20 protein-coding genes and 2 pseudogenes are annotated in these 18,433 nt (G+C 73.3%); 8 read left to right on the plus strand and 14 right to left on the minus strand.

What is annotated here, in order from left to right:
* Window positions 1-17: 17 nt before the first annotated feature.
* The gene (locus CFP65_RS31135) at window positions 18-935 is read right to left on the minus strand and encodes an alpha/beta fold hydrolase (protein WP_104819308.1); all 918 of its coding nucleotides are present in this window, start codon (window positions 933-935) and stop codon (window positions 18-20) included.
* Window positions 936-1,110: 175 nt separating this feature from the next.
* Between CFP65_RS31135 and CFP65_RS31140 the strand changes: the two genes are divergently transcribed.
* Entirely contained in the window at window positions 1,111-1,566 is a 456-nt protein-coding gene (locus tag CFP65_RS31140; RefSeq protein WP_104819309.1) for a MarR family winged helix-turn-helix transcriptional regulator, read from the plus strand.
* Window positions 1,567-1,587: 21 nt separating this feature from the next.
* On the opposite strand, the gene CFP65_RS31145 is transcribed toward CFP65_RS31140, so the two are convergent.
* Both CFP65_RS31145 and CFP65_RS31150 read right to left on the minus strand, forming a co-directional pair.
* Complete coding sequence (locus CFP65_RS31145; protein ID WP_104819310.1) at window positions 1,588-2,685, minus strand: FAD-dependent oxidoreductase; 1,098 nt, start codon at window positions 2,683-2,685, stop codon at window positions 1,588-1,590.
* A gap of 53 nt (window positions 2,686-2,738) precedes the next feature.
* Window positions 2,739-3,113, minus strand: a complete 375-nt coding sequence (locus tag CFP65_RS31150) for a YbjQ family protein (RefSeq protein ID WP_104819311.1) — start codon at window positions 3,111-3,113, stop codon at window positions 2,739-2,741.
* A gap of 113 nt (window positions 3,114-3,226) precedes the next feature.
* Here CFP65_RS31150 and CFP65_RS31155 point away from each other — a divergent pair, with 113 nt between their 5' ends.
* The 3 genes from CFP65_RS31155 to CFP65_RS41885 all read left to right on the plus strand — a co-directional run bounded on the left by CFP65_RS31155 (window position 3,227) and on the right by CFP65_RS41885 (window position 7,725).
* Window positions 3,227-4,156, plus strand: coding sequence for a hypothetical protein (locus CFP65_RS31155; RefSeq protein WP_104819312.1), 930 nt, complete (start codon window positions 3,227-3,229; stop codon window positions 4,154-4,156).
* Between the two features lie 182 nt (window positions 4,157-4,338).
* Entirely contained in the window at window positions 4,339-5,097 is a 759-nt protein-coding gene (locus CFP65_RS31160; protein ID WP_104819313.1) for a peptidyl-tRNA hydrolase, read from the plus strand.
* 309 nt (window positions 5,098-5,406) lie between these two features.
* Window positions 5,407-7,725, plus strand: coding sequence for a hypothetical protein (locus CFP65_RS41885; protein WP_158702446.1), 2,319 nt, complete (start codon window positions 5,407-5,409; stop codon window positions 7,723-7,725).
* Window positions 7,726-8,026: 301 nt separating this feature from the next.
* Here the strand turns inward: CFP65_RS41885 and CFP65_RS31175 are convergent, their stop codons facing one another.
* Together CFP65_RS31175 and CFP65_RS31180 are read right to left on the minus strand one after the other, a co-directional pair.
* Window positions 8,027-8,380, minus strand: coding sequence for a hypothetical protein (locus tag CFP65_RS31175; protein ID WP_104819316.1), 354 nt, complete (start codon window positions 8,378-8,380; stop codon window positions 8,027-8,029).
* A complete protein-coding gene (locus tag CFP65_RS31180) occupies window positions 8,370-8,981 on the minus strand; it encodes a hypothetical protein (protein WP_158702447.1) in 612 nt (203 codons plus the stop codon). The genes CFP65_RS31175 and CFP65_RS31180 overlap by 11 nt, the downstream gene beginning before the upstream one ends.
* 391 nt (window positions 8,982-9,372) lie before the next feature.
* Here CFP65_RS31180 and CFP65_RS41890 point away from each other — a divergent pair, with 391 nt between their 5' ends.
* Window positions 9,373-9,501 carry a hypothetical protein gene (locus tag CFP65_RS41890; RefSeq protein ID WP_256387287.1) on the plus strand — a complete coding sequence of 43 codons (129 nt, stop codon included), beginning with the start codon at window positions 9,373-9,375 and terminating at the stop codon, window positions 9,499-9,501.
* A complete protein-coding gene (locus CFP65_RS41895; RefSeq protein WP_256387288.1) occupies window positions 9,498-9,620 on the plus strand; it encodes a hypothetical protein in 123 nt (40 codons plus the stop codon). Before CFP65_RS41890 ends, CFP65_RS41895 begins: the two co-directional genes overlap by 4 nt.
* A 63-nt stretch (window positions 9,621-9,683) precedes the next feature.
* Here the strand turns inward: CFP65_RS41895 and CFP65_RS31185 are convergent, their stop codons facing one another.
* The 8 genes from CFP65_RS31185 to CFP65_RS31220 all read right to left on the minus strand — a co-directional run bounded on the left by CFP65_RS31185 (window position 9,684) and on the right by CFP65_RS31220 (window position 15,906).
* Window positions 9,684-10,211: a barstar family protein gene (locus tag CFP65_RS31185; RefSeq protein WP_104819318.1), complete on the minus strand. Its 528-nt coding sequence runs from the start codon at window positions 10,209-10,211 to the stop codon at window positions 9,684-9,686.
* Between the two features lie 27 nt (window positions 10,212-10,238).
* Entirely contained in the window at window positions 10,239-11,336 is a 1,098-nt protein-coding gene (locus CFP65_RS31190) for an ABC transporter ATP-binding protein (protein ID WP_104819319.1), read from the minus strand.
* 38 nt (window positions 11,337-11,374) lie between these two features.
* The gene (locus CFP65_RS31195) at window positions 11,375-12,235 is read right to left on the minus strand and encodes an ABC transporter permease (RefSeq protein ID WP_104819320.1); all 861 of its coding nucleotides are present in this window, start codon (window positions 12,233-12,235) and stop codon (window positions 11,375-11,377) included.
* Window positions 12,232-13,062, minus strand: a complete 831-nt coding sequence (gene modA, locus CFP65_RS31200) for a molybdate ABC transporter substrate-binding protein (RefSeq protein ID WP_104819321.1) — start codon at window positions 13,060-13,062, stop codon at window positions 12,232-12,234. The genes CFP65_RS31195 and modA overlap by 4 nt, the downstream gene beginning before the upstream one ends.
* Window positions 13,063-13,243: 181 nt before the next feature.
* Window positions 13,244-13,618, minus strand: coding sequence for a hypothetical protein (locus tag CFP65_RS31205; RefSeq protein WP_104819322.1), 375 nt, complete (start codon window positions 13,616-13,618; stop codon window positions 13,244-13,246).
* A gap of 116 nt (window positions 13,619-13,734) precedes the next feature.
* The gene (locus CFP65_RS31210) at window positions 13,735-14,211 is read right to left on the minus strand and encodes a roadblock/LC7 domain-containing protein (RefSeq protein WP_104821253.1); all 477 of its coding nucleotides are present in this window, start codon (window positions 14,209-14,211) and stop codon (window positions 13,735-13,737) included.
* A 34-nt stretch (window positions 14,212-14,245) separates the two neighbouring features.
* Complete coding sequence (locus CFP65_RS40050) at window positions 14,246-15,424, minus strand: hypothetical protein (protein ID WP_174805583.1); 1,179 nt, start codon at window positions 15,422-15,424, stop codon at window positions 14,246-14,248.
* Window positions 15,425-15,522: 98 nt separating this feature from the next.
* Window positions 15,523-15,906 carry a hypothetical protein gene (locus tag CFP65_RS31220; RefSeq protein ID WP_104819323.1) on the minus strand — a complete coding sequence of 128 codons (384 nt, stop codon included), beginning with the start codon at window positions 15,904-15,906 and terminating at the stop codon, window positions 15,523-15,525.
* A gap of 360 nt (window positions 15,907-16,266) precedes the next feature.
* Here CFP65_RS31220 and CFP65_RS31225 point away from each other — a divergent pair.
* Window positions 16,267-16,977: pseudogene (locus tag CFP65_RS31225) on the plus strand (cytochrome P450); the annotation flags it as partial.
* Window positions 16,978-17,107: 130 nt separating this feature from the next.
* On the opposite strand, the pseudogene CFP65_RS42640 reads toward CFP65_RS31225, so the two are convergent.
* Window positions 17,108-17,264: pseudogene (locus tag CFP65_RS42640) on the minus strand (transposase); the annotation flags it as partial.
* Between the two features lie 378 nt (window positions 17,265-17,642).
* On the opposite strand from CFP65_RS42640, the gene CFP65_RS31235 reads away from it, so the two are divergent.
* Window positions 17,643-18,425 (plus strand): MHYT domain-containing protein, encoded by a 783-nt coding sequence (locus tag CFP65_RS31235; RefSeq protein ID WP_104819324.1) that lies wholly within the window; start codon window positions 17,643-17,645, stop codon window positions 18,423-18,425.
* The last annotated feature ends 8 nt before the right edge of the window (window positions 18,426-18,433 follow it).

Genomic DNA, 18,433 nt, shown 5'->3' on the forward strand with positions numbered 1-18,433 from the left:
CGGCCGGCTCAGTTGCTCTACTGCTCGGCCTGACCGGCCTGTTCCGTCTGCTCCGCCTGCTCCGTCAGGAAGGTGACGATCCGGCGGTTGAGCTCGGGGGTGCCGGTGAACGGCAGGGCGTGGTGGGAGAGGCCCGGGAGCAGTTCGGCCCGGAGGGTGGGGTGGGCCTGGAGTCGGGCGACGAGGCGTGGGCTGTGGTGGGTGCGGCTGCGTTCGGCGAACAGGGCGAGGGTCGGGGTGCGGAGCCGGTCGGTGCGCGGGCGCGGGCCGGTGACGATCCGACGGCCGGGCTGGACGGCGGCGAGGCCTTGGAGGGTGCGCCAGGCCGGGGTGCCGAGGCGAGCGCCGGTCTCCCAGTCGGCGAGGGCCAGGGCGCGCGCGGCGGTCGGGCGGGCCAGCAGGGGGAGGGCGCGCAGGAGGTAGCCCGGGCGGAAGCCGGCGAAGCACTGGGTCGGATCGAGGAGCACCAGCCGGCCGACGCGCTCCGGGTGCCGGACGGCGTAGCCGAGGGCGATCCAGCCGCCGTAGGAGTGTCCCAGCAGTGCCGGCCGGTCGAGCCCGAGGCCGTCGAGCACCTCGGTCAGCCAGCCGTGCAACTCGGCGGTGGTGCGGGGTGGTTGGTCGCCTACCGTGCTGCGGCCGGCCTCGCCGAAGCGGTCGACGGCGTACAGCCGGTGGGTGCGGCCGAGGTCGGCCACGTTGGCGTACCAGGCGGCGGCCGTGGCCTGGCCGCCGTGCAGCAGGACGAGCGGCGGTCCCTCGGGCGCGCCGGTGACGTTGACGTGGGTGCGGCCGAAGGCGGTGGGCAGCTCGCGGGTCTCCACCGGGGTGGGCCACTCGGCGAGGACGGCGTCGTACGCGGCGAGGAACGCCGAGGCGGCGGGGGTGACGGGGGTGGCGGGGGCGCTGCGGGGAGTGCTGCCGCTGCTGGTCATCCGAGGCTCCGATCGGTGCTGCGCCGGGGTGGTGGCCCCCGGGCGGTGGTCGGCGGGCGAGGGTGGCCCGGCGTTGGCGATCGGGCGCCGCGTGGTGACTCGCTCGAGGGGCATCCTGCCTCGGAAATACCTTGCTCGGCAAGTGTCTCGCTCGGCGAGAGAATATACTGGCACCATGGATGCACCCGACCCGATGCTGCTGGTCCACCGCCTCCGGGGCGTCACCGTCGAACTGGACGCCCTGGCGGGCCGGTTCGCGCAGGCGAACGGGCTGCACCCGACCGATCTGCGGGCGCTGATCTGTCTGCTGGACGCCGATCGGGCGGGTACGGCGGCCACTCCGGGCTACCTCGGCGGGCAGCTCGGCCTCAACTCGGCCGGCACCACGGCCCTGGTGGACCGGTTGGAGCGGCTCGGTCACGTCCGCCGCGAGCGGGACACCGCCGACCGGCGGCGGGTGCTGCTCTCCGTGACGCCGGAGGCGGTGGCCCTCGGCGAGTCCTTCTTCGGCCCGGTGATCCGGGGCCTGATCGACCAGGCCGCCGCCTACTCGCCAGCCGAACTCGCCGTTGTACACCGGTTCTTGACGGAGACTCAGAAACTCCTGTCCGACCCGCCGACGGCGGGCTGAACAGGAGCGCCGGGGGTGCGGCTACGCGGTGACGGGCAGGCCGTCCGTCGCCTCGGCCGTGCTGGTGCCGGGGCCGCCGAGGAGGGCGAGGATCTCGTTGACCGCGGCGCGGCCGGCCCGGTTGGCGCCGATGGTGGAGGCGGAGGGGCCGTAGCCGACCAGGTGGATCCGGGGGTCGGCGGCGGCGCGGGTGCCGTCCATCCGGATGCCGCCGCCGGGCTCGCGCAGGCCCAGCGGGGCGAGGTGGCCGACCTCGGGACGGAAGCCGGTGGCCCAGGTGACGGCGTCGACCGGGAGCTCCTCCTCGCCCCAGGCGATGCCGTGCTCGGTGAGGCGGTCGAACATCGGGCGGCGCTCCAGCGCGCCCAGCTCCCGGGCGCGGCGCAAGGCCACCGAGGGCCCGAGTCCGGTCACGCTCACCACGCTGCGCACCGGCAGCCCCTGCCGGACCCGCTCCTCGACCATCGCCACCGCCTCCCGCCCGGCCTCCGGGCTGAACGGCCCCTCGCGGAAGATCGGCGGCTTGCGGGTGACCCAGACCGTCTCGGCCAGGGCCGCGACCTCCGAGAGCACCTGGATCGCCGAGGCCCCGCCGCCCACCACGACCACCCGCAGGCCCGCGAACTCCTCGGGCCCCCGGTAGTCGGCGTAGTGCAGCTGCCGCCCGGCGAAGTGCCCGGGGTAGTGGGGGAGGAAGGGCCTGGTCCAGGTGCCGGTGGCGTTGATCAGCGCGCGGGCGATCCAGCTGTCGCCGTCCGTCTCGACCAGCAGCCGCCCGTCCGGGTGCGGGCTCACCGCGTGGACGTGGACCGGTCGCACCACCGGAAGCGCGTGCTTGGCCTCGTACGCGGCGAAGTACTCCGGCACCACCTCGCGCGCCGGGGCCTCCGGGCGCGGCGGCGGCAGCTCGAAGTCCGGCAGGTCGTGGAACCCGTGCACGGTGGCCATCCGCAGCGAGGGCGAGCGGTGCGCCCAGGCGCCGCCGGGCGTGGCGTCCGCGTCCAGGACCACGAAGCCCGCATGGGGCGCGAAACCGCGCCTGCGGAGGTGGTAGGCGGCGGAGAGGCCCGCCTGCCCGGCGCCCACCACGACGACATCTGTTTCACGCTCAACAGTCACGCCCGTGAAACATCGCGGGCGCGACGCGTTGTTCCCCCGGCCGTGCGGCTGTGTCAGCTCGGGTTGGGGGAGATCACGGCGGCGGTGCCGTAGGCGCAGATCTCGGTGCCGAGGTCGGCCGCCTCGGTGACGTCGAAGCGCATCATCAGCACGGCGTTGCCGCCCCGGGCGACGGTCTGCTCGATCAGGCGTTCCATCGCCTGGTTGCGGCTCTCGACCAGGGTCTTGGTGAGGCCGCGGAGCTCGCCGCCGAGCATCGACTTCAGGGAGGCGCCGATCTGGGTGCCGATGTGGCGGCTGCGGACGGTCAGCCCGAACACCTCGCCGATGATCCGCTCCACCCGGTAACCGGGCACGTCGTTGGTGGTGACCACCAGAACCTGCGCGTTGGGGCCCGGGCCGCCGCCGTACTCATCCAAGTTGCTCATATCACCATCTTGTGCGGCGCCGGGTCCGCCCACGCGTGCGACGCGCCGGACCGGCCGCAACAACTCGGCCCGCACCGGTGCTGACGAGCCCCGAAAGGCCGTACCGTAGCCCCATGGGCGAGCGAAGTGATCATCCGCAGGGGCCGGGCGCGGCGGAGGACTCCGGTGCGCAGGAGATCGAGGCGACGGTGGTGCTCGGCATTCGGATCACCGACTGGCCGGCCCTGCGGGCCGCCGCGCGGGCGGTCGTGGAGGAGCTCGACTTCGTCGGGATCGACGCCGCGGGCCAGCGCGAGGCGCTGCTGCGCGAGGTGGAGGAGGACCCGAACGCCGCGCTCGGCGCGCTGCTCCACCCGGACCGGCTGACCGCCGCCATCCCCGGCATCGAGGCCCTCGGCGGCACGCTGGAGATCAGCGTCACCGACGACTTCGCCCCGGACTTCGCCGAGCTCTTCCCGCTCGACGCCGAGCTGGAGGACGGCGGTGGGGTCGGCGACTGGATGCTCACCCCGCGCACCGCCTGCCTGCTGCACACCCAGCTGATCACCCTGGCCGACTCCGCCTACGACGACCTGGAGGAGCACGAGGGCGATCCGGTCACCGACGAGGACGAGCCCGAGTGGGCGGTCTTCGCCCGGCTGCCGCGCCGCACCTGGGGCATGCACCGGGCCTGGCGCCGCGCCCTGGCCCGCACCTTCGACGACCTCGCCGACGACCTCGCCCTCGGCGAGTGGCCGCTGCCGCGCTGCCTGGCCGAGGAGGTCGCCCTGCGGCTCGCCCTGGCCGACGCCCGCCAACTGCTGGTCGCCCAGCCCCAGGCGGTGGCCGACATGATGGGCGAACTGCCCGTCGACCTCTACGACTACGACTGGGACGGCTGCGCCGACGAGCTGTTCGGCGTCTTCGGCCCCGACGACGGCGACCCGGAGAACGACGCGGCCGGCCGCACCGAGGACCTGCTCGGCGCCACGCACCCCGAGGGGTGGTTCCTGACGTACGAGGACGCGGAGGAACGGGACGCCGGGCGCGGCTACCGCCGCTGACGGCGGCTCGCCGCCGGGGCATCCGCTGCGGTCCGGGCCGCCGGGGCCGCCGGGGCCATCGGGGGCCGGGCCCGGCGGAGGCCGGGGCTGGGCCGGGTGGATCGGGTGGGCCGGCCGCTGTCGGGGCTGGATCGGGTGGGCCGGGTGATCGTCGGGGGCGGTCCGGCTGGCATCCTGGTGGGGTGACTTCTCCGAGCCCTGCCGCCACCCCCGCCTCCGCTGCTCCCGCCTCCGCCGCTCCCTTCGGGGCGCCGAGCGGTGAGACCGTCGTGAACGAGCGGGACGCGAACCCGCAGTACGTGCTGCCGCTGGTGGTGCGGCTGGAGCGGGCGACGCCGCCCGCGCGGACGGACGCGCTGGAGACCTCGGCGCGGGCGGTGCTCACGCTGCTGGCCGACGCCCGGGTGACCGAGCCCGAGGGCGAGTGGGCGGAGCGGGTCGCGGCCTGGGAGGACGCGCGGATCCGCAAGGTGGTGCGGCGGGCCCGGGGCGGCGAGTGGCGGAAGACCGAGGAGCTGCCGGGCATCACCGTGCGGGGGCGCGAGGCGGAGGTGCGGGTCTTCCCGCCCGTCCCGCTGGACGGCTGGCCCAAGGAGCTCGCCAAGCTCCAGGTCTCCGGCACCGACCTGGACGACCCCGAGCCCCCGGCCGACCCCGAGCCCGGCACCCCCGTGCTCTGGCTCAACCCCGAGCTGGAGATGAGCGCGGGCAAGACCATGGCCCAGACCGGCCACGCGGCCCAGCTCGCCTGGTGGCGCCTGGACGACACCGCCCGCAAGACCTGGTCCGAGGCCGGCTTCCCCCTCGCCGTCCGCACCGCCACCCCCGCCGCCTGGGCCGAACTCACTACCTCCGGCCTCCCCTTGGTCCGCGACGCCGGCTTCACCGAGATCGCCCCCGGCAGCTGCACCGTGATCGCCGACCACCCGGCCCTGCGCTGACGGCGCCCGTGAGCGCAACTGGCTCTGTCGCCCGCCTGGCCCTCGGAGAAGCGGGAGACGACGGCGGCACGGAACCGCCCGGGACGCTTCCGGCCGGATACCGCGCGATCCTGACCACCATCGAGACAGCGGGAGAGGGACTCTGCGTCAAGGACGTCCGTCGGGCCCTCGGCCTCGGCACGGACCCACGGCAGATGGTCTGAACCGGTCTGTTGTCGTCGGCATGGGTGATCCGGCGATGTGCCGTGGATATGGCTTCCGGGAGTTCCGGTCCTGAGCGCTGTCCCTGCGTGCCGTCTAGGAGTGCCGATGTCCTTGTCCCGTCCCCCCGCCCGGATGGTGGCGGTGGCCACTGTCGCCGTGCTCAGTGCCGGAATGACCATCGGGGTGGGGGTCCCCGCGGTGGCCGACCCGGTCGGCTGCACGTCTGCCGCCGACACCGTCTTCCCCGTGCCGTTGCCCGACGGCAGTACTCCCACCGGCACGGTGTGGACCTGCACGCAGGGGGTGAACGCGCCGCTGGCGGTCGGTGACGGTACCACTCCCACGCAGGTCAACGTCACCAACAGCGCCCAGGGCGGTGCCGGCATCGGTGTGAACGGTTCGGTGAGCTACACGGGCACCGGCATCGTGAGCATCAACGTCACGGGCGCAGCCGGAGCGGCCGGCGTTCGCGGTGGTGGTGGCAGCCTCGGCAGCATCACCGTCAATGGACCGGCCGCCCCCGCCACCGGCAAGCCCACCTCCACCGGCGCGCCCGCCTACGTCGCCGTCACCGCCGGCGCGGGATCGGGGGCCCTGAGTGCCGGCGGGGACGGCTGCGCCTCCGCCGCGATCACCATGAACGCGGGCGAGGACAGCACCGTGGCCGTCACCGGCGGGAGCGGCGGGACGGGTGCAGCGGGAAGCGACGGCGCACCGGGCAGCAATGCTTACGGGACAGGCAACGGTGGGAACGGGAGCGTTGGAGGGGCGGGCCAGACGGGCGGAGGCGGCGGGACCGGCTCCGCCAACTGCGTGATCAACGCCCCGACCTCGTCGGTCACCCTCGCCGGGGGCAGCGGTGGCAGTGGCGGGGCGGGTGGCACGGGCGGATCCGGCGGGTCGTCCAGCTCCAACCAGGGCGGCAACGGCGCAGACGGCGGCGTCGGCGGCGCGGGCGGAAACGGTGGAGCCGCGGTGAGCACCGGCACCGTCACCGGCGCCACCGTGACCGCCAATGCGGGCCCCGCGGGCAATGCCGGCGACGGTGGTCGCGGCGGCGCCGGCGGGGACGGCTCCGCCAAGACCGCGAACGGGAGGAGCGGTGCAGGGGGGAACGGCGGCAACGCCGGGACTGGTGGGACGGGGAGCCAGGACGCCGACCTGACCGCGAAGAGCGGCACCCTCACCGCCACCGGCGGGGCAGGCGGGAGCGGCGGACAAGGCGGTTTCAGCTACGCGCAAGGCCGGAACGGCAGCGGCGGAAACAGCGGGGCCGGTGGGGACGGATTCCACCAGGGTGCGGCTACCGCCGCCGACACCGTCTCCGCCACCGGCGGGAGCGGCGGGGGCGGTGTGGTCGGAGGCGCCGGCAGTAGCGGCACCGTCACGGCCGCCGCCACCGCCTTCACCGCCACCGGCGGCGCGGGCGGGGACGGTGCGGAGGGCGGTGCCGGCAACACCGGCACGATCACCGCCGTCGCCGCCACCCCGGTCACCGTCCAGGGAGGAGCCGGTGGCACCGGCGGCGACGGCAAGGCCGGTGGTACCGGCGGGGCCGGCAACACCGGCAGCATCTCCGCCGCCACCGCCACCGCGACCGCCGTCGGCGGTACGGGTGGGACCAGCAGTACGGGTGGTACCGGTAACACGGGCAGCATCGTCGCCGCCACCGCCACCGTTACCGGCGGTACTGGTGGTGACGGCACCACCTTCACCACCACTGGCGGAACCGGCGGCACCGGCAACACCGGTACCGTTGCCGCCACCACCGCCGCCACCGTCACGGGCGGCACCGGCGGTACCGGAGGTGACAGCGCCTTCGCCGGCGGGAACGGTGGTGCCGGCGGCGACGGCAACAGCCACGCCGGCACGATCACCGGGGCGCGGACCGATGTCTCCGGCGGCACCGGCGGGGCCGCCGGCGCCGGAGGCCGCTACGCGAGCGCCGGGCTGGCCGGCCGTGGCGGCAACGGCAACAGCGGCAGTATCAACGGCTCGGCCAGGACCGATGTCCGGGGCGGAAACGGCGGTTCCGGCGACCTGCTCTACCCGAACAGCTGGGGGTACGGCGGCAACGGCAACCAGGGGGGCTCCATTTACGGCCCGCGAGCCGGCTACTGGTCCGTAGCGAGCCGCGGCGGCAGGGGCGGAGGCCCGCTTCCGGAGTACGGCGGCGTCGGCAACGCCGGTGGCGGCATCATCGGCTTCTACGGCACCGCCAACTTGGTGGATGTCGATCGGAACGGCGCCGCCCTCGGTGACGGTTCCCGCCTCGACGGCGGCACGAGCAGCGGCAACACGGTCAACGTCGGGACCAACGACGGGTACATCGAGGCCGGTCAAGGCGGCGGTGACCACTGCTCGATCCTGATCAACCACGACAGGGCTGACACCCACGACTGCTCCTGGAGCCCGGTCGGCTGAACCGAGGCCGGCCCCGGTCGGGCCTGGTGATCGCGAGGTCCTTGATCTGTTGAGCGATCGGCTCGGCCCGGGGCCGCGACCGGTGCGGTTCGGATGCAGAACCCGGGCGCAGGGAGATCCCCCCGGCAGCTTCACCGTGATCGCCGACCACCCGGCCCTGCGCTGACGGCGCCCGTGAGTGCACCGTGCTGCCCCGAACCGGCAGTGCAGCGGGTGAGGATCGCGCTGTCGGCAGCTGCGTGCCTCCAGCAGGTCCTCTCCCGGCGAGGGCGAGGGAGGGCGGGGCCCGTCAGCTGACTTCTCAGGGTGAATCCTGACCCTGGGCCCAGTCCTCCGGCGGCGTGAGCCGGATCTCCTCACCCCAATGGAGCCGAGACTCCGGAAGCCATTCCTCCAGGAGAGCCAACAGACTCCGGCGCATCCCCGCGACCGTCGACAGCGATTCGACCCCCGGCTGCCACACGGGCATGGTCTGCACGTCGCCCGCCGACGTCTCCAGCCGCACCTCGACGCCGTCGGCCCGGACAGTGGTGAAGCCTCGCAGCTCGCCGGGCCGGAAGGCGACCGCCAAGCACGGCCGGACGACCTCCGTGTCGATGATCGACAGGAGGTCGCCCGATGCGTTCACCGCGTTGGCGAAGCGGTCAGATGCCACAGGTCTTCCCGTTGGTGCAGCCGGCCGAGGTGAACGAGCCCTGGATGGTCAGGGTCGCGCTACCGGTCTGGCCACCGACGTTGACCCGGAAGGTCAGGACGTCGTTGTAGGTGATCCAGTCATAGTCGTTGTCCGGGTTGTAGGTCCCGTGGAAGGTGTAGCCACAGCCCTCGACGTGCGGGGCCTGCCGCGACATGTTGGAGCCGTTGCGGGTCCAGGTCATCCCGGCCTCGCTCACGCTGCCGGTGACGATCGAGCACAGGGCACCGCTCTGTTGGAAGCCCCACGGGCCGGTGGACCCGCCGCACGCGTGCTGGAAGGAGTAGGTGCCGTCGCCGTCCGAGAACGAGTAGTAGTGGTCGCAGTAGAGGTAAGCCCCCTGCGGCCCGGTCACCTGGGGGTGCACGCCGACGGTCGCCGCCTTGTCCGCCAGCGTGTTCTTCACCTTGGTCAGCTCCGTGGCATTCAGCGTGTGGTCAAAGGCGACCGAGAGCGTCGATTTGGCCGCATTGTATCCGGAGGTGCTGCCGATGGTGACCACGGAGCCGGCGGTGGGCGCCGCGGCGTGCGCCGGGGTGACGGCGGCTAACAGGCCTGCCACGGCGCCGATCATGGCGCCTGCGATCCTGCGATTGAGCATGAGTGATCCTCTTCCCCGTGAGGGCGCCCTTTTCCCAGGGCGCCGTTCCACAATAATCTGCACGCATTGTGGGCATGTCAATAGTTGAATAGCGGAGGCGGATTGTGTGGTGGCCGGTGGATCCAAGCTGAATGCATGGTGAATAGTGAGTGGCGACAATTCGTCGACAGTCGGTCGGTGGTGAATGTGAAAACATAGTTCTCCGAAATGCTCATGTTTCGGTATTCCGAGGACGTACCGGACGCGCGGAGGCTCGAGGTCCTGTCGCAAGCGCCGGTAGCGCGCGCTCACGCGCTGGCGCGGTGCCGCCCTTCGGTCTCATGCGGTCCGTCGGCAGGCATACGAGGCGGCCATGTGCTACCCGGAGGACTGCTCCTGCGCGGACTCCCACCCCTCGTTCCCGCCCGGCACCATCGTCGTGGGCGCGCCGGTCGTGGTCGGCGACGCGCTCACCGGCTGCGCCGCACGCTCACCGCAGTGACCACGGCAGGCCGCTGGCAGGATTTGCCGGCCTCCGCCCTGTGGCGGGCCGGCTGTGCGGCGGTCGTGTCGCAGCTGACCTGGTGGACCTCGATGCTGATCGGTGTCCTGACGGACTGAGGCCCTGTCGCCTCTCTCGTGGCCGGTGTCGCCGCTGCCCGCCCGGGCTCCGCCGTGGGCCGGTCAGTCGCCTCGGCGGGCGGCGTCGAGCCATTCGGTGTCGTTCCACTGGGGCTGGACGGCGCCGAGTGGGGGGAGGGGGAGGTCGGGGGCGTCGCTCTGGGTCAGGGTGAGGAGGCGGTGGCCGGTGAGGGCGGCGGTGCGGGAGTGGGCCGTGAGGAGGTCGAGGAGGGTGTGGGCTGCCGCTGGGCTGGTGGTGGTGAAGTGGTCGTAGCCGTGGAAGGCGAAGACCAGGCCGGTGGCCTCGGGGGAGGCGCCGTAGTCGAAGGCGAGTACGTCGCGCAGGCAGTCGTTGAGGGCGTCGAGGTTGCGGCCGTAGTAGGCGGGGAAGTCGAGGGCGGCGGCGAACTCGCGGTGCAGATCGGCCTCGGACTGCCAGGCGGCGGCTTGGAGTTCGACCACCTGGTAGCCGTCGGCGCGTAGCTGGGCGATCGCTGCGGCGAAGAGGTCGGGGCGATGGTAGAGGGTGACCGGGCTGGTGCGGAGCAGGCGGTAGGCGAGGTCCGGTGCGGTGGGGTCGAAGGCGGCCATGCTCCGGACTCTAACGGGGTGGACGGCTCAGGCCGGGTAGGCGTGGGTCTGGGTGGCCTTGACGGAGGCCCAGACGGGGGTGCCGGGGGCGAGGTCGAGTTCGGAGGCGGCGGCCGGGGTGAGGTCGGCGGCGAGGGGGAGGGGGCCGGCGAGGTCGACCCGGACCTGGTCGCCGTGGAGGTCGAGGCCGGCGACCTCCAGTTGCCAGAGGTTGCGGGCGCTGGAGCTGGGGCGGTCGCGGTGGAGGACGACGGCCGCGGGCGGGAAGGCGACGAAGGCCGGGCCGTGCAGGTCCTCGGCCGTGATCAGGGTCGGGCCGTCCGGGAGGGTGACGGTGTGGCCCTCGGCGGTGCCCTGGTAGAGGTTGAGGCCGACCAGGCGGGCGATGTAGTCGGTGCGCGGGTGGCGGGCGATCTCGGCGGGCGGGCCGGACTGCACCTCGGCACCGTCCTCGATCACCACCAGCCGGTCGGCCAGCACCATCGCGTCCAGCGGATCGTGCGTGACGAGCACCGCGACGGCATCGAACTCGGCTAGGTGCCGCCGGAGTTGGGCTCGTACGTCGAGCCGGGTGCGGGCGTCGAGGGCGGCCAATGGCTCGTCGAGCAGGAGTAGCCGGGGACGGACGGCCAGCGCCCTGGCCAGCGCGATCCGCTGGGCCTGGCCGCCGGAGAGGGCGCCGGGGCGCTTGTCGGCGTGCTCGGCCAGGCCCATTCGCTTCAGCCAGGGCAGTGCGGCGGCCCGGGCGGGCTTGCGGCGCAGTCCCTGGCAGCGCAGGCCGAAGGCGATGTTGTCGAGCGCGCTGAGGTGGGGGAAGAGCAGGTAGTCCTGGAAGACCACGCCGACCGGGCGGTGCTCGGCGGCCGTGTGCAGACCGGTGGCTGGGTCCTCCAGCGGCGTGCCGTCCAGCCGGAGGTGACCGCCGGTGAGCGGGAGCAGCCCGGCGAGGGCGCGCAGCGCGGTGGACTTGCCGGCGCCGTTCGGCCCGAGCAGGGCGATCACCTCGCCGGGGGCGGCGGTGAGGGCGAGGTCGAGGTGGAAGGCGGCGCGGGTGATCTGGAGGTGGGCGTCCAGGCCGGCTGCGGGCCCGGGAGCGAGGTCGGAGCGTTCGTGAGAGGGTGTCACGGAAGCGCTGGACGGGGTCTCGGGACTGTTAGAGGGTGTCACGGTGTCGACATCCAGCGGTCGCGGAGCCCGGCCAGGACGGCGATCGAGACCGTGAGCAGCACCAGGCTGAGCGCGATCGCGGCCTCCGGGTCGGACTCCATGGCGAGGTAGACGGCCAGCGGCATGGTCTGGGTCTGGCCTGGGAAGTTGCCGGCGAAGGTGATGGTGGCGCCGAACTCGCCCAGCGCCCGTGCCCAGGCCAGCACCGCGCCCGCCCCGATGCCCGGCGCGATCAGCGGCAGGGTGATCCGGCGGAAGGCGGTCAGCCGGGAGGCGCCCAGGGTGGCGGCGGCCTCCTCGTACCGGGGGTCGGCCGCCCGCAGCGCGCCCTCCACGCTGATCACCAGGAACGGCATCGCCACGAACGCCTCGGCGATCACCACCCCGGAGGTGTGGAACGGCAGCGTCACGCCGAAGGCCGAGTCCAGCCAGCGCCCCACGATCCCGTTGCGCCCGAGGACCAGCAGGAGTGCGACACCCCCGACCACGGGGGGCAGTACCAGGGGCAGCGTCACCAGGGCCCGGACGAACCGGCGGCCGGGGAAGTCGGTGCGGGCCAGCAGCCAGGCCAGCGGTACCCCGAGCAGCAGGGAGAGCGCGGTCGCGGCCGTCGCGCAGAGCAGCGAGAGCCGCAGCGCCTGCCAGACCTCGGCGCTGCCGAGCTGCTCGGAGAGCGAACTCCATGGCGCCCGCACCAGCAAGCCGACCAGCGGCAGCACCAGGAAGGCCAGCCCGAGCAGGGCGGGCAGCAGCAGGGCGTACGGGATCCGGGCGCGGGCGGCCCGCCGGGTACGCCGCCGGGCCCCGGCGTCCTGGTGGACGCCGGGCCCGGCGTGGGCGGGCTGGTGGTGCGTCACGGGGCCTGGAAACCCGCCGTGGTGAGCACCTGCTGCGCCTCGGCCGAGAGGATGTACGCGGCGAAGGCGGCCGCGCCGGCGGCGTTGGGGGCCTTCGCCAGCGGGGCGATCGGGTAGTCGTTCACGGCCTTGGCGGCCTCGGGGAAGTCCACGCCGTCGATCTTCGCAGCATCGGACTTCACATCGGTCCTGTACACGAGCGAGGCATCCACCTCGCCGAGCTCGACCTTGGTGAGCGCGCCCTTGACGTCCTGCTCCAGGGTGACCGGGGTGAGGTTGACCCCGCCCGCCTTGAGCGCGGTCAGCGCGGCGGCGCCGCAGGGCACCTCCTTCGCGCAGAGGGCGACCTTGAGGCCGGAGCCGGCCAAGTCCTTGAGCGCGGCGATGTGCTTGGGGTTGCCCTTGGGCACCGCGATCTCGAGCGTGTTGCGGACGAAGACCTTGGGGTCGCTCGCGCCCTTGGCGTCGGTGACGGTCTTCATGGTGGCCGGGCTGGCGGCGGCGAACACGTCGGCCGGAGCGCCGGAGTTGATGCTCTGGGCCAGCGCGGAGCTGCCGCCGAAGTTGAAGGTGACCTTCACCCCGGGGTGGGCGGCCTCGAACTTCTTGCCGAGCGCCGTGAAGCTCTCCTTGAGCGAGGCGGCGGCGAAAACGGTCACGGTGCCGGACACCTTGGCCTCGGCCGAGCCGCCGACGGCGGTCGAAGGGGACTGGCTGCTGCCGCCCGCCGTGGACTTGTCGCCGCTGCTGCCGCAGGCGGAGAGCCCGCCGGCCAGCGCGAGGACGGCGACGGCGGCGACGGCGGTGCGACGCGTGGAGCTGGTCATGAGGTGTTCCCCTCCTGCCGCGCCGGATGGCGCGGGGGCTGCGGTCGTAACGCCGATCATAATGCCGCAGATTCGGTCGGAAAATCCGTTGTTACATCGCACAGGCCAAGGAGGGGAGGCCTGGATGCCCGCATGTGCGATGTGTTGAAGCAGGTCGGACGGGGTGTGGCGCGGCGGAGGGTCAGACCTCCAGATCGGCCTCGACCCGGGCCAGCTGGTGGCGGGCCATCGCAAGGTTGGCCCGGTTCTTGTCCAGGGCGAGGTAGAGGAAGAGGCCCTTGCCGCCGCGGCCGGTGATCGGGCGGATCAGGTGGTACTGGCTGGTCAGGGTGATCAGGATGTCCTCGATGCCGTCCTTGAGGCCGAGCATGTCCATGGTGCGCATCTTGGCCCGCACCACGTCGGTGTTGCCGGCGGCGGCCACCGTGAGGTCGAGGCCGCTGGCACTGTCGAGGGTGCCGAGGGCCATGCCGCTGTTGTAGTCGACCAGCGCGGCGCCGATCGCGCCTTCGATGCTGCTGATCGCCATGCGGAGGGTCGCGTCCACGTCTGCCATGTCTGGTGCTCCTTCTGAGTGGGGGTCGGAACCGGAGTCCGGTTCGGGTTCGGTTTCGAGGTCGGTTGCTGGTTCTTCGAGGTCGGGCTTGGGGGTTCGGGGGGCTCGGCGTCTGGTCATTCGACGGCGGGGGAGTCGGGGCTCTCGCGGGAGGGCGCGGGCTCGCGGGCGTTGGGGTTGAGGGAGCGGTCGAGCAGCTGCCCGATCCGGGCGGCGGAGCGTCGGCCCTCCAGGTGGAGGCGGCCCACGTTCACGTCCGGGAAGGAGAGCAGGGTGAGCGCGCAGACGGTGCCGGCCGCGTAGGTGGCGACGTAGCCGTGCTCGCCCCGGACCAGCGACTCGCGGAACTCGCCCTGGCCGGTGGCGTCCGCCAACCGCTGGGCCAACGAGAGGGAGGCGGCGGTCAGGGTGGCGAGGCTGCCGGGCTCGGTGTCATGGGAGTCGTGGGCGAGCAGCATGCCGTCCACGCTGGCGACCAGGCCCCCGGCCAGGTGCGGCACCCGGTGCCGCAGGGCGCGCAGCTCGGCCATCAACTCGGCTTCCAGGGTGACCAGTTGCCTGCGTCCGACGCGCTGCTTGAGCGCCCGCCTCATGGCCACGCGGGTGGAGTGGCAGCGGGTGGTGCGGTCACAGTCGGGCCTCCAGTGCGGTGAGGACTCGGGTCAGCAGGGCGATGTCCGGGTCGCGGTCGGACGGCGGCGGGGGAGCCGCCGGGCTGTTGCGGGGTCGGGTCGCGCCGGGGGAGCGCCTGGGGAGCGGGACCACCGGGTGAGCGGCGGCCCAGGTGTCCGGGGTGAGCCGGGCCTCGGGGGAGGGGTGGTACTGGGGAGAGGGAAGGAACTCGGGGGAGGGGTGGGACTCGGGGTCCGGCCGACCGCTCCGGGCGGGCGGCGGGTCAGGGGCGGATCGTGGCTCGGGGAGGGAACGGGGATCCGGCGTGGGTCGGGGGTCGAGGACGGGTCGGGTGGTGCCGGTGAACGGGGTCTCGAGGTAGCCGGCGGCGGCCAGGCGGCGGACCTCGGCGGTGGTGGCGAAGGCGGAGCGGCCGAGCAGCAGGGCGAGGTCCGCCGGAGTCCGGCGGCAGTCGGCCAGGGCGAGCAACTCCCGGCCGTGCGGGCCGAGTCGGGGTCGGGCCCGGCGTTCGCAGCGGCCCGGCGGGGTGGCGGCGGGCACCAGTGGGGCGTTGTCCACCTGCGGCCAGGGCCAGATCCGGGCCAGCAGGCGCCGGCGGCGGAGCGTCTCGTGGTGCAGCGCGTGGGCGCCGACCCGGCGGACCGGGCCGAGCCAGTGGCGTACCCCCGGCTCGAAGTACGCGCCGTCCGCCCGGGCCGAGAGTACGAAGTACCCGGCGTCGTACAGCGCGGAGAGGTGGCAGAGCTCCAACTCGCCCTGGGACAAGTGCCCTTGCTCGACCAGCTGCCGGCCGACCCGGCGGGCCGGGCCGTGTGCGAGCAGCGTCTGCTGCCAGACGGCGGGCGGGAGCCGGCCGCCGGTGGTGAGCAGGACGGCGAGGCCGGGGGCGTGCGGGCTCTCGGCGTGCGTCACGGCGCCGTCGACCAGGTAGACCGAGCCGTGCTCGCCGTGCAGCACGCCGGTCGCGCCGGCGCCGGCGAGCTGCTCCACCAGGGCTCCGCAGTCGGGGAGTTCGGGTCGGTCGACGGCGGTGGCGAGGGCGGCTCGGAAGGAGTGGGCGGTCGCCAACGGGCGGTCGGGGAGCGGGGCTTCGGGGAGCGGGGCAGGGCCAGGTGGCTGGGGGCGCTCGGTGCGGGCCGGGCGGCCCAGGATCGGCGGGCGCAGTGCGGGCACCGGCCGGAGGTCCGGGCGGAGATCAGGATGCAGATCAGGATGGAGATCGGGGCGGGTGTCAGGGCGGAGATCGGGGGTCGGTGGCCGTTCGGTCCGGGTCACAGAAGAACCAACTCCTCGGCCAGGGACTGGAGTCGGATCCGGGCCACGGCGAGGTTGCCCTGCCGGCGGTCGAGCCAGAGGTGGAGGAGGAGCCTGCTGTCGAAGGTGGTGTCGACGAAGCGGATCAGGTGGTAGCTGCTGCCGGTGGTGAGGATCAGGTCCTGGAGTGGCATCCTGGGGTCCTCCTGGTCGGCGAAGGTGGGGCACTCGGCGGCGGCGCGGGCCAGGTCGGTGGCCTCGGCCGCGGTGGTCTCGTGGTCGCCGCTCGGGCTCTCCCCCTGGTGGCCGAGGGCCAGGCCGCTGCCCCAGTCGGTGAGGCTGACTCCTCGGGCACCGGCGATCGTCATCGCCTGGGCCAGGCAGTCGTCGATTCCGGGCACACGGGCTCCTTCGGGCGGGCGGGGGCCGCTACGGCGGGTGGCCCCTCCGGCACGGAAGGCTACTGGGGGTGACGGTGTGATGAAAATGTCGTCGTCATATTCCGCTGGCCTTCGCCGGTTTCCGGCCACGCGTCCGAGGCCCGCCGACCCTGGCCCGAGCTGGTGGATTCCCGGCTGTCGAGGCCGATCGGGCCGCCGTCAGGTTGGCTTGAATGCGTCCGTGCTCCGGTGAATGATCGGCGCTCGAAGGGGCGTGCGAACCTCAACTGCTCGCACGCTGATACAAACTGACTGATCCTCAGTTATTTTCCCGCATCCGCCCGGTCACCCCGTCGGGTGGGCTGCGCAGGAGGTGGCGTGATGTCGACCACGCGGATCCCGGGGCCGCCCGGCCTGCCCCTGATCGGCTCGGCGTTCGAGCTGGCTCGTCGGCCGCTCCAGGCCATGCTGGCCGCCCGGCGTGACCGCGGCGACGTGGTGCGGTTCAGCGTCGGCCCGCCCGGGCTGCGGCGCGAGCTGTACGCGGTGTTCTCCCCCGAGGGGGTGCAGCAGGTGCTGGCCGGGGAGGCCGCCAACTTCCGCAAGGAGAGCGAGCTCTACGAGGAGGTGCGGGAGAGCTTCGGCAACGGCCTGCTCACCGCGCAGGACACGGACTACCAGCGTCAACGCCGCCTGGTCCAGCCGCTGTTCACCAAGCGCCGGGTGGACGGCTATGCCGAGGCGGTGGGGGTGGAGGCGGCCGCGCTGGTCGATCGCTGGGCGGCGGTGCCGGACGGGGTGGTGGACACCGTCGGCGAGATGTCCCGGTTCGCCCTGCGGACGGTGGCCCGGATCCTGTTCGGCACCGACGTGGAGGCGGCGGCGGAGGTCGGTGGTGACCTGCTCGGGCTGCTCGCGGCGGCACGGACCGAGGACGGGGAGCGGCTGGACGCGGGCGAGCTGCGCGACCAGGTGCTGATCTTCCTGCTGGCCGGGCACGAGACCACGGCTACCTCGCTGACCTTCGCGCTGCACCTGCTGGGCCGGCACCCGCAGGAGCGACGACGGGCCCGCGAGCAGGTCGAGCGGGTGCTCGGCAGGCGGCCGAGGGAGCGAACTCGACCCGCCGGACGTTACGGAAGAAGCCCTGCCTGTGCACCACCAGGCGGGGGTGGACCCCCGGGGTCGTCTCCCGGCTTGGCCGCCGGGGTGGGCTGGTTTCGACGGCCAGGTCCACCAAGGTCCTCACCGGTCCGGGGGTGCACAGCACCGCGTCAGTCAGCTCGAACAGTGCATCGCGTCGTCCGGTCGCGCAGTCCTGGAAGGCCTCGGAAGCGTGACGGCTCCGCGAACGGCTCGCCCTGAACACCCTGTTCCACCGCAGTCGCCGGCACGGCCCTCGCGTCAAGTCCTGTATTCCTTGGTCAAGTTCAGGATCACGCGAGGGCCGTAGCCACGTCCCGGAGGCGCCCGAACGAGTGATCGCCGGGCCCGCCTGTTCGAGGCCGGGCGTCAAACGGCAAGCTGAGGCGACCTAGCACATCAACTTCCCTCTGTGGGTAGCTTTTCAGATCTTCGGTCAGCCGTATCGGTGGGCTGGATAGCGTCCTGGCATCCGAGACCGAAGCGTTCCTCCGGCGGGCATCCAGCTGCTGGCATATGCCAGTGGCGGATGACCCGAGCCGGGTCGCCCGGTCGAAGACAGCTCGGGCGGCGGTGCCTCTCGGGCCCGACCGGTGACCTGGAGGCCACACACCATGGGAACCCTGAACCACTTCAGCTTCGGCCTGATCACGCCCGCGATCTCGTACCTGATGGCCTGCGTCGGCGCCGCGCTCGGCCTGCGCTGCACCCTGCGGGCGCTCGCCGCGACCGGCGCCTCGCGCCGCAACTGGCTGTTCACGGCGGCGGCCGCGATCGGCTCCGGCATCTGGACGATGCACTTCATCGCGATGTTCGGCTTCACGGTGGACGGCACCGAGGTGCGCTACGACGTGCCGATCACCCTGCTCAGCCTGGTGATGGCGATCGCCGTGGTCGGGGTCGGGGTGTTCCTGGTCGGCTACGGGCGCAACCGCAACCGGGCGCTGCTGCTCGGCGGGCTGGCCACCGGGATCGGGGTGGCCGCGATGCACTACACCGGGATGGCGGCCGTCCGGCTGCACGGTGAAGTCCACTACGAGGTGGGCGCGGTGGTGCTCTCGGTGCTGATCGCGGTGGCCGCCGCCACCGCCGCGCTCTGGGCCGCCGTGACCATCCGCAACGTCTGGGCGGCGGGCGCCGCCGCACTGCTGATGGGCGTCGCGGTGAGCAGCATGCACTACACCGGGATGGCCGCCGTTCAGGTGCACATGCACCCCGGCCGGGCCGAGCTCGGCGGCGCGACCCCGATGCAGTTCGTCTTCCCGCTCGCCGTGGCGCTCGGCTCCTTCCTCTTCCTGGCCTCCGCCTTCGTCGCACTCTCGCCCACCGCGCAGGAGAACGCCGCCTACCGCCAGGCGGGCGAGCTCACGGTCGAGGAATTCGACCGCGCGGCCTGAGGGGCCCC

This window comes from Kitasatospora sp. MMS16-BH015 (assembly GCF_002943525.1).
GTDB lineage: Bacteria > Actinomycetota > Actinomycetes > Streptomycetales > Streptomycetaceae > Kitasatospora.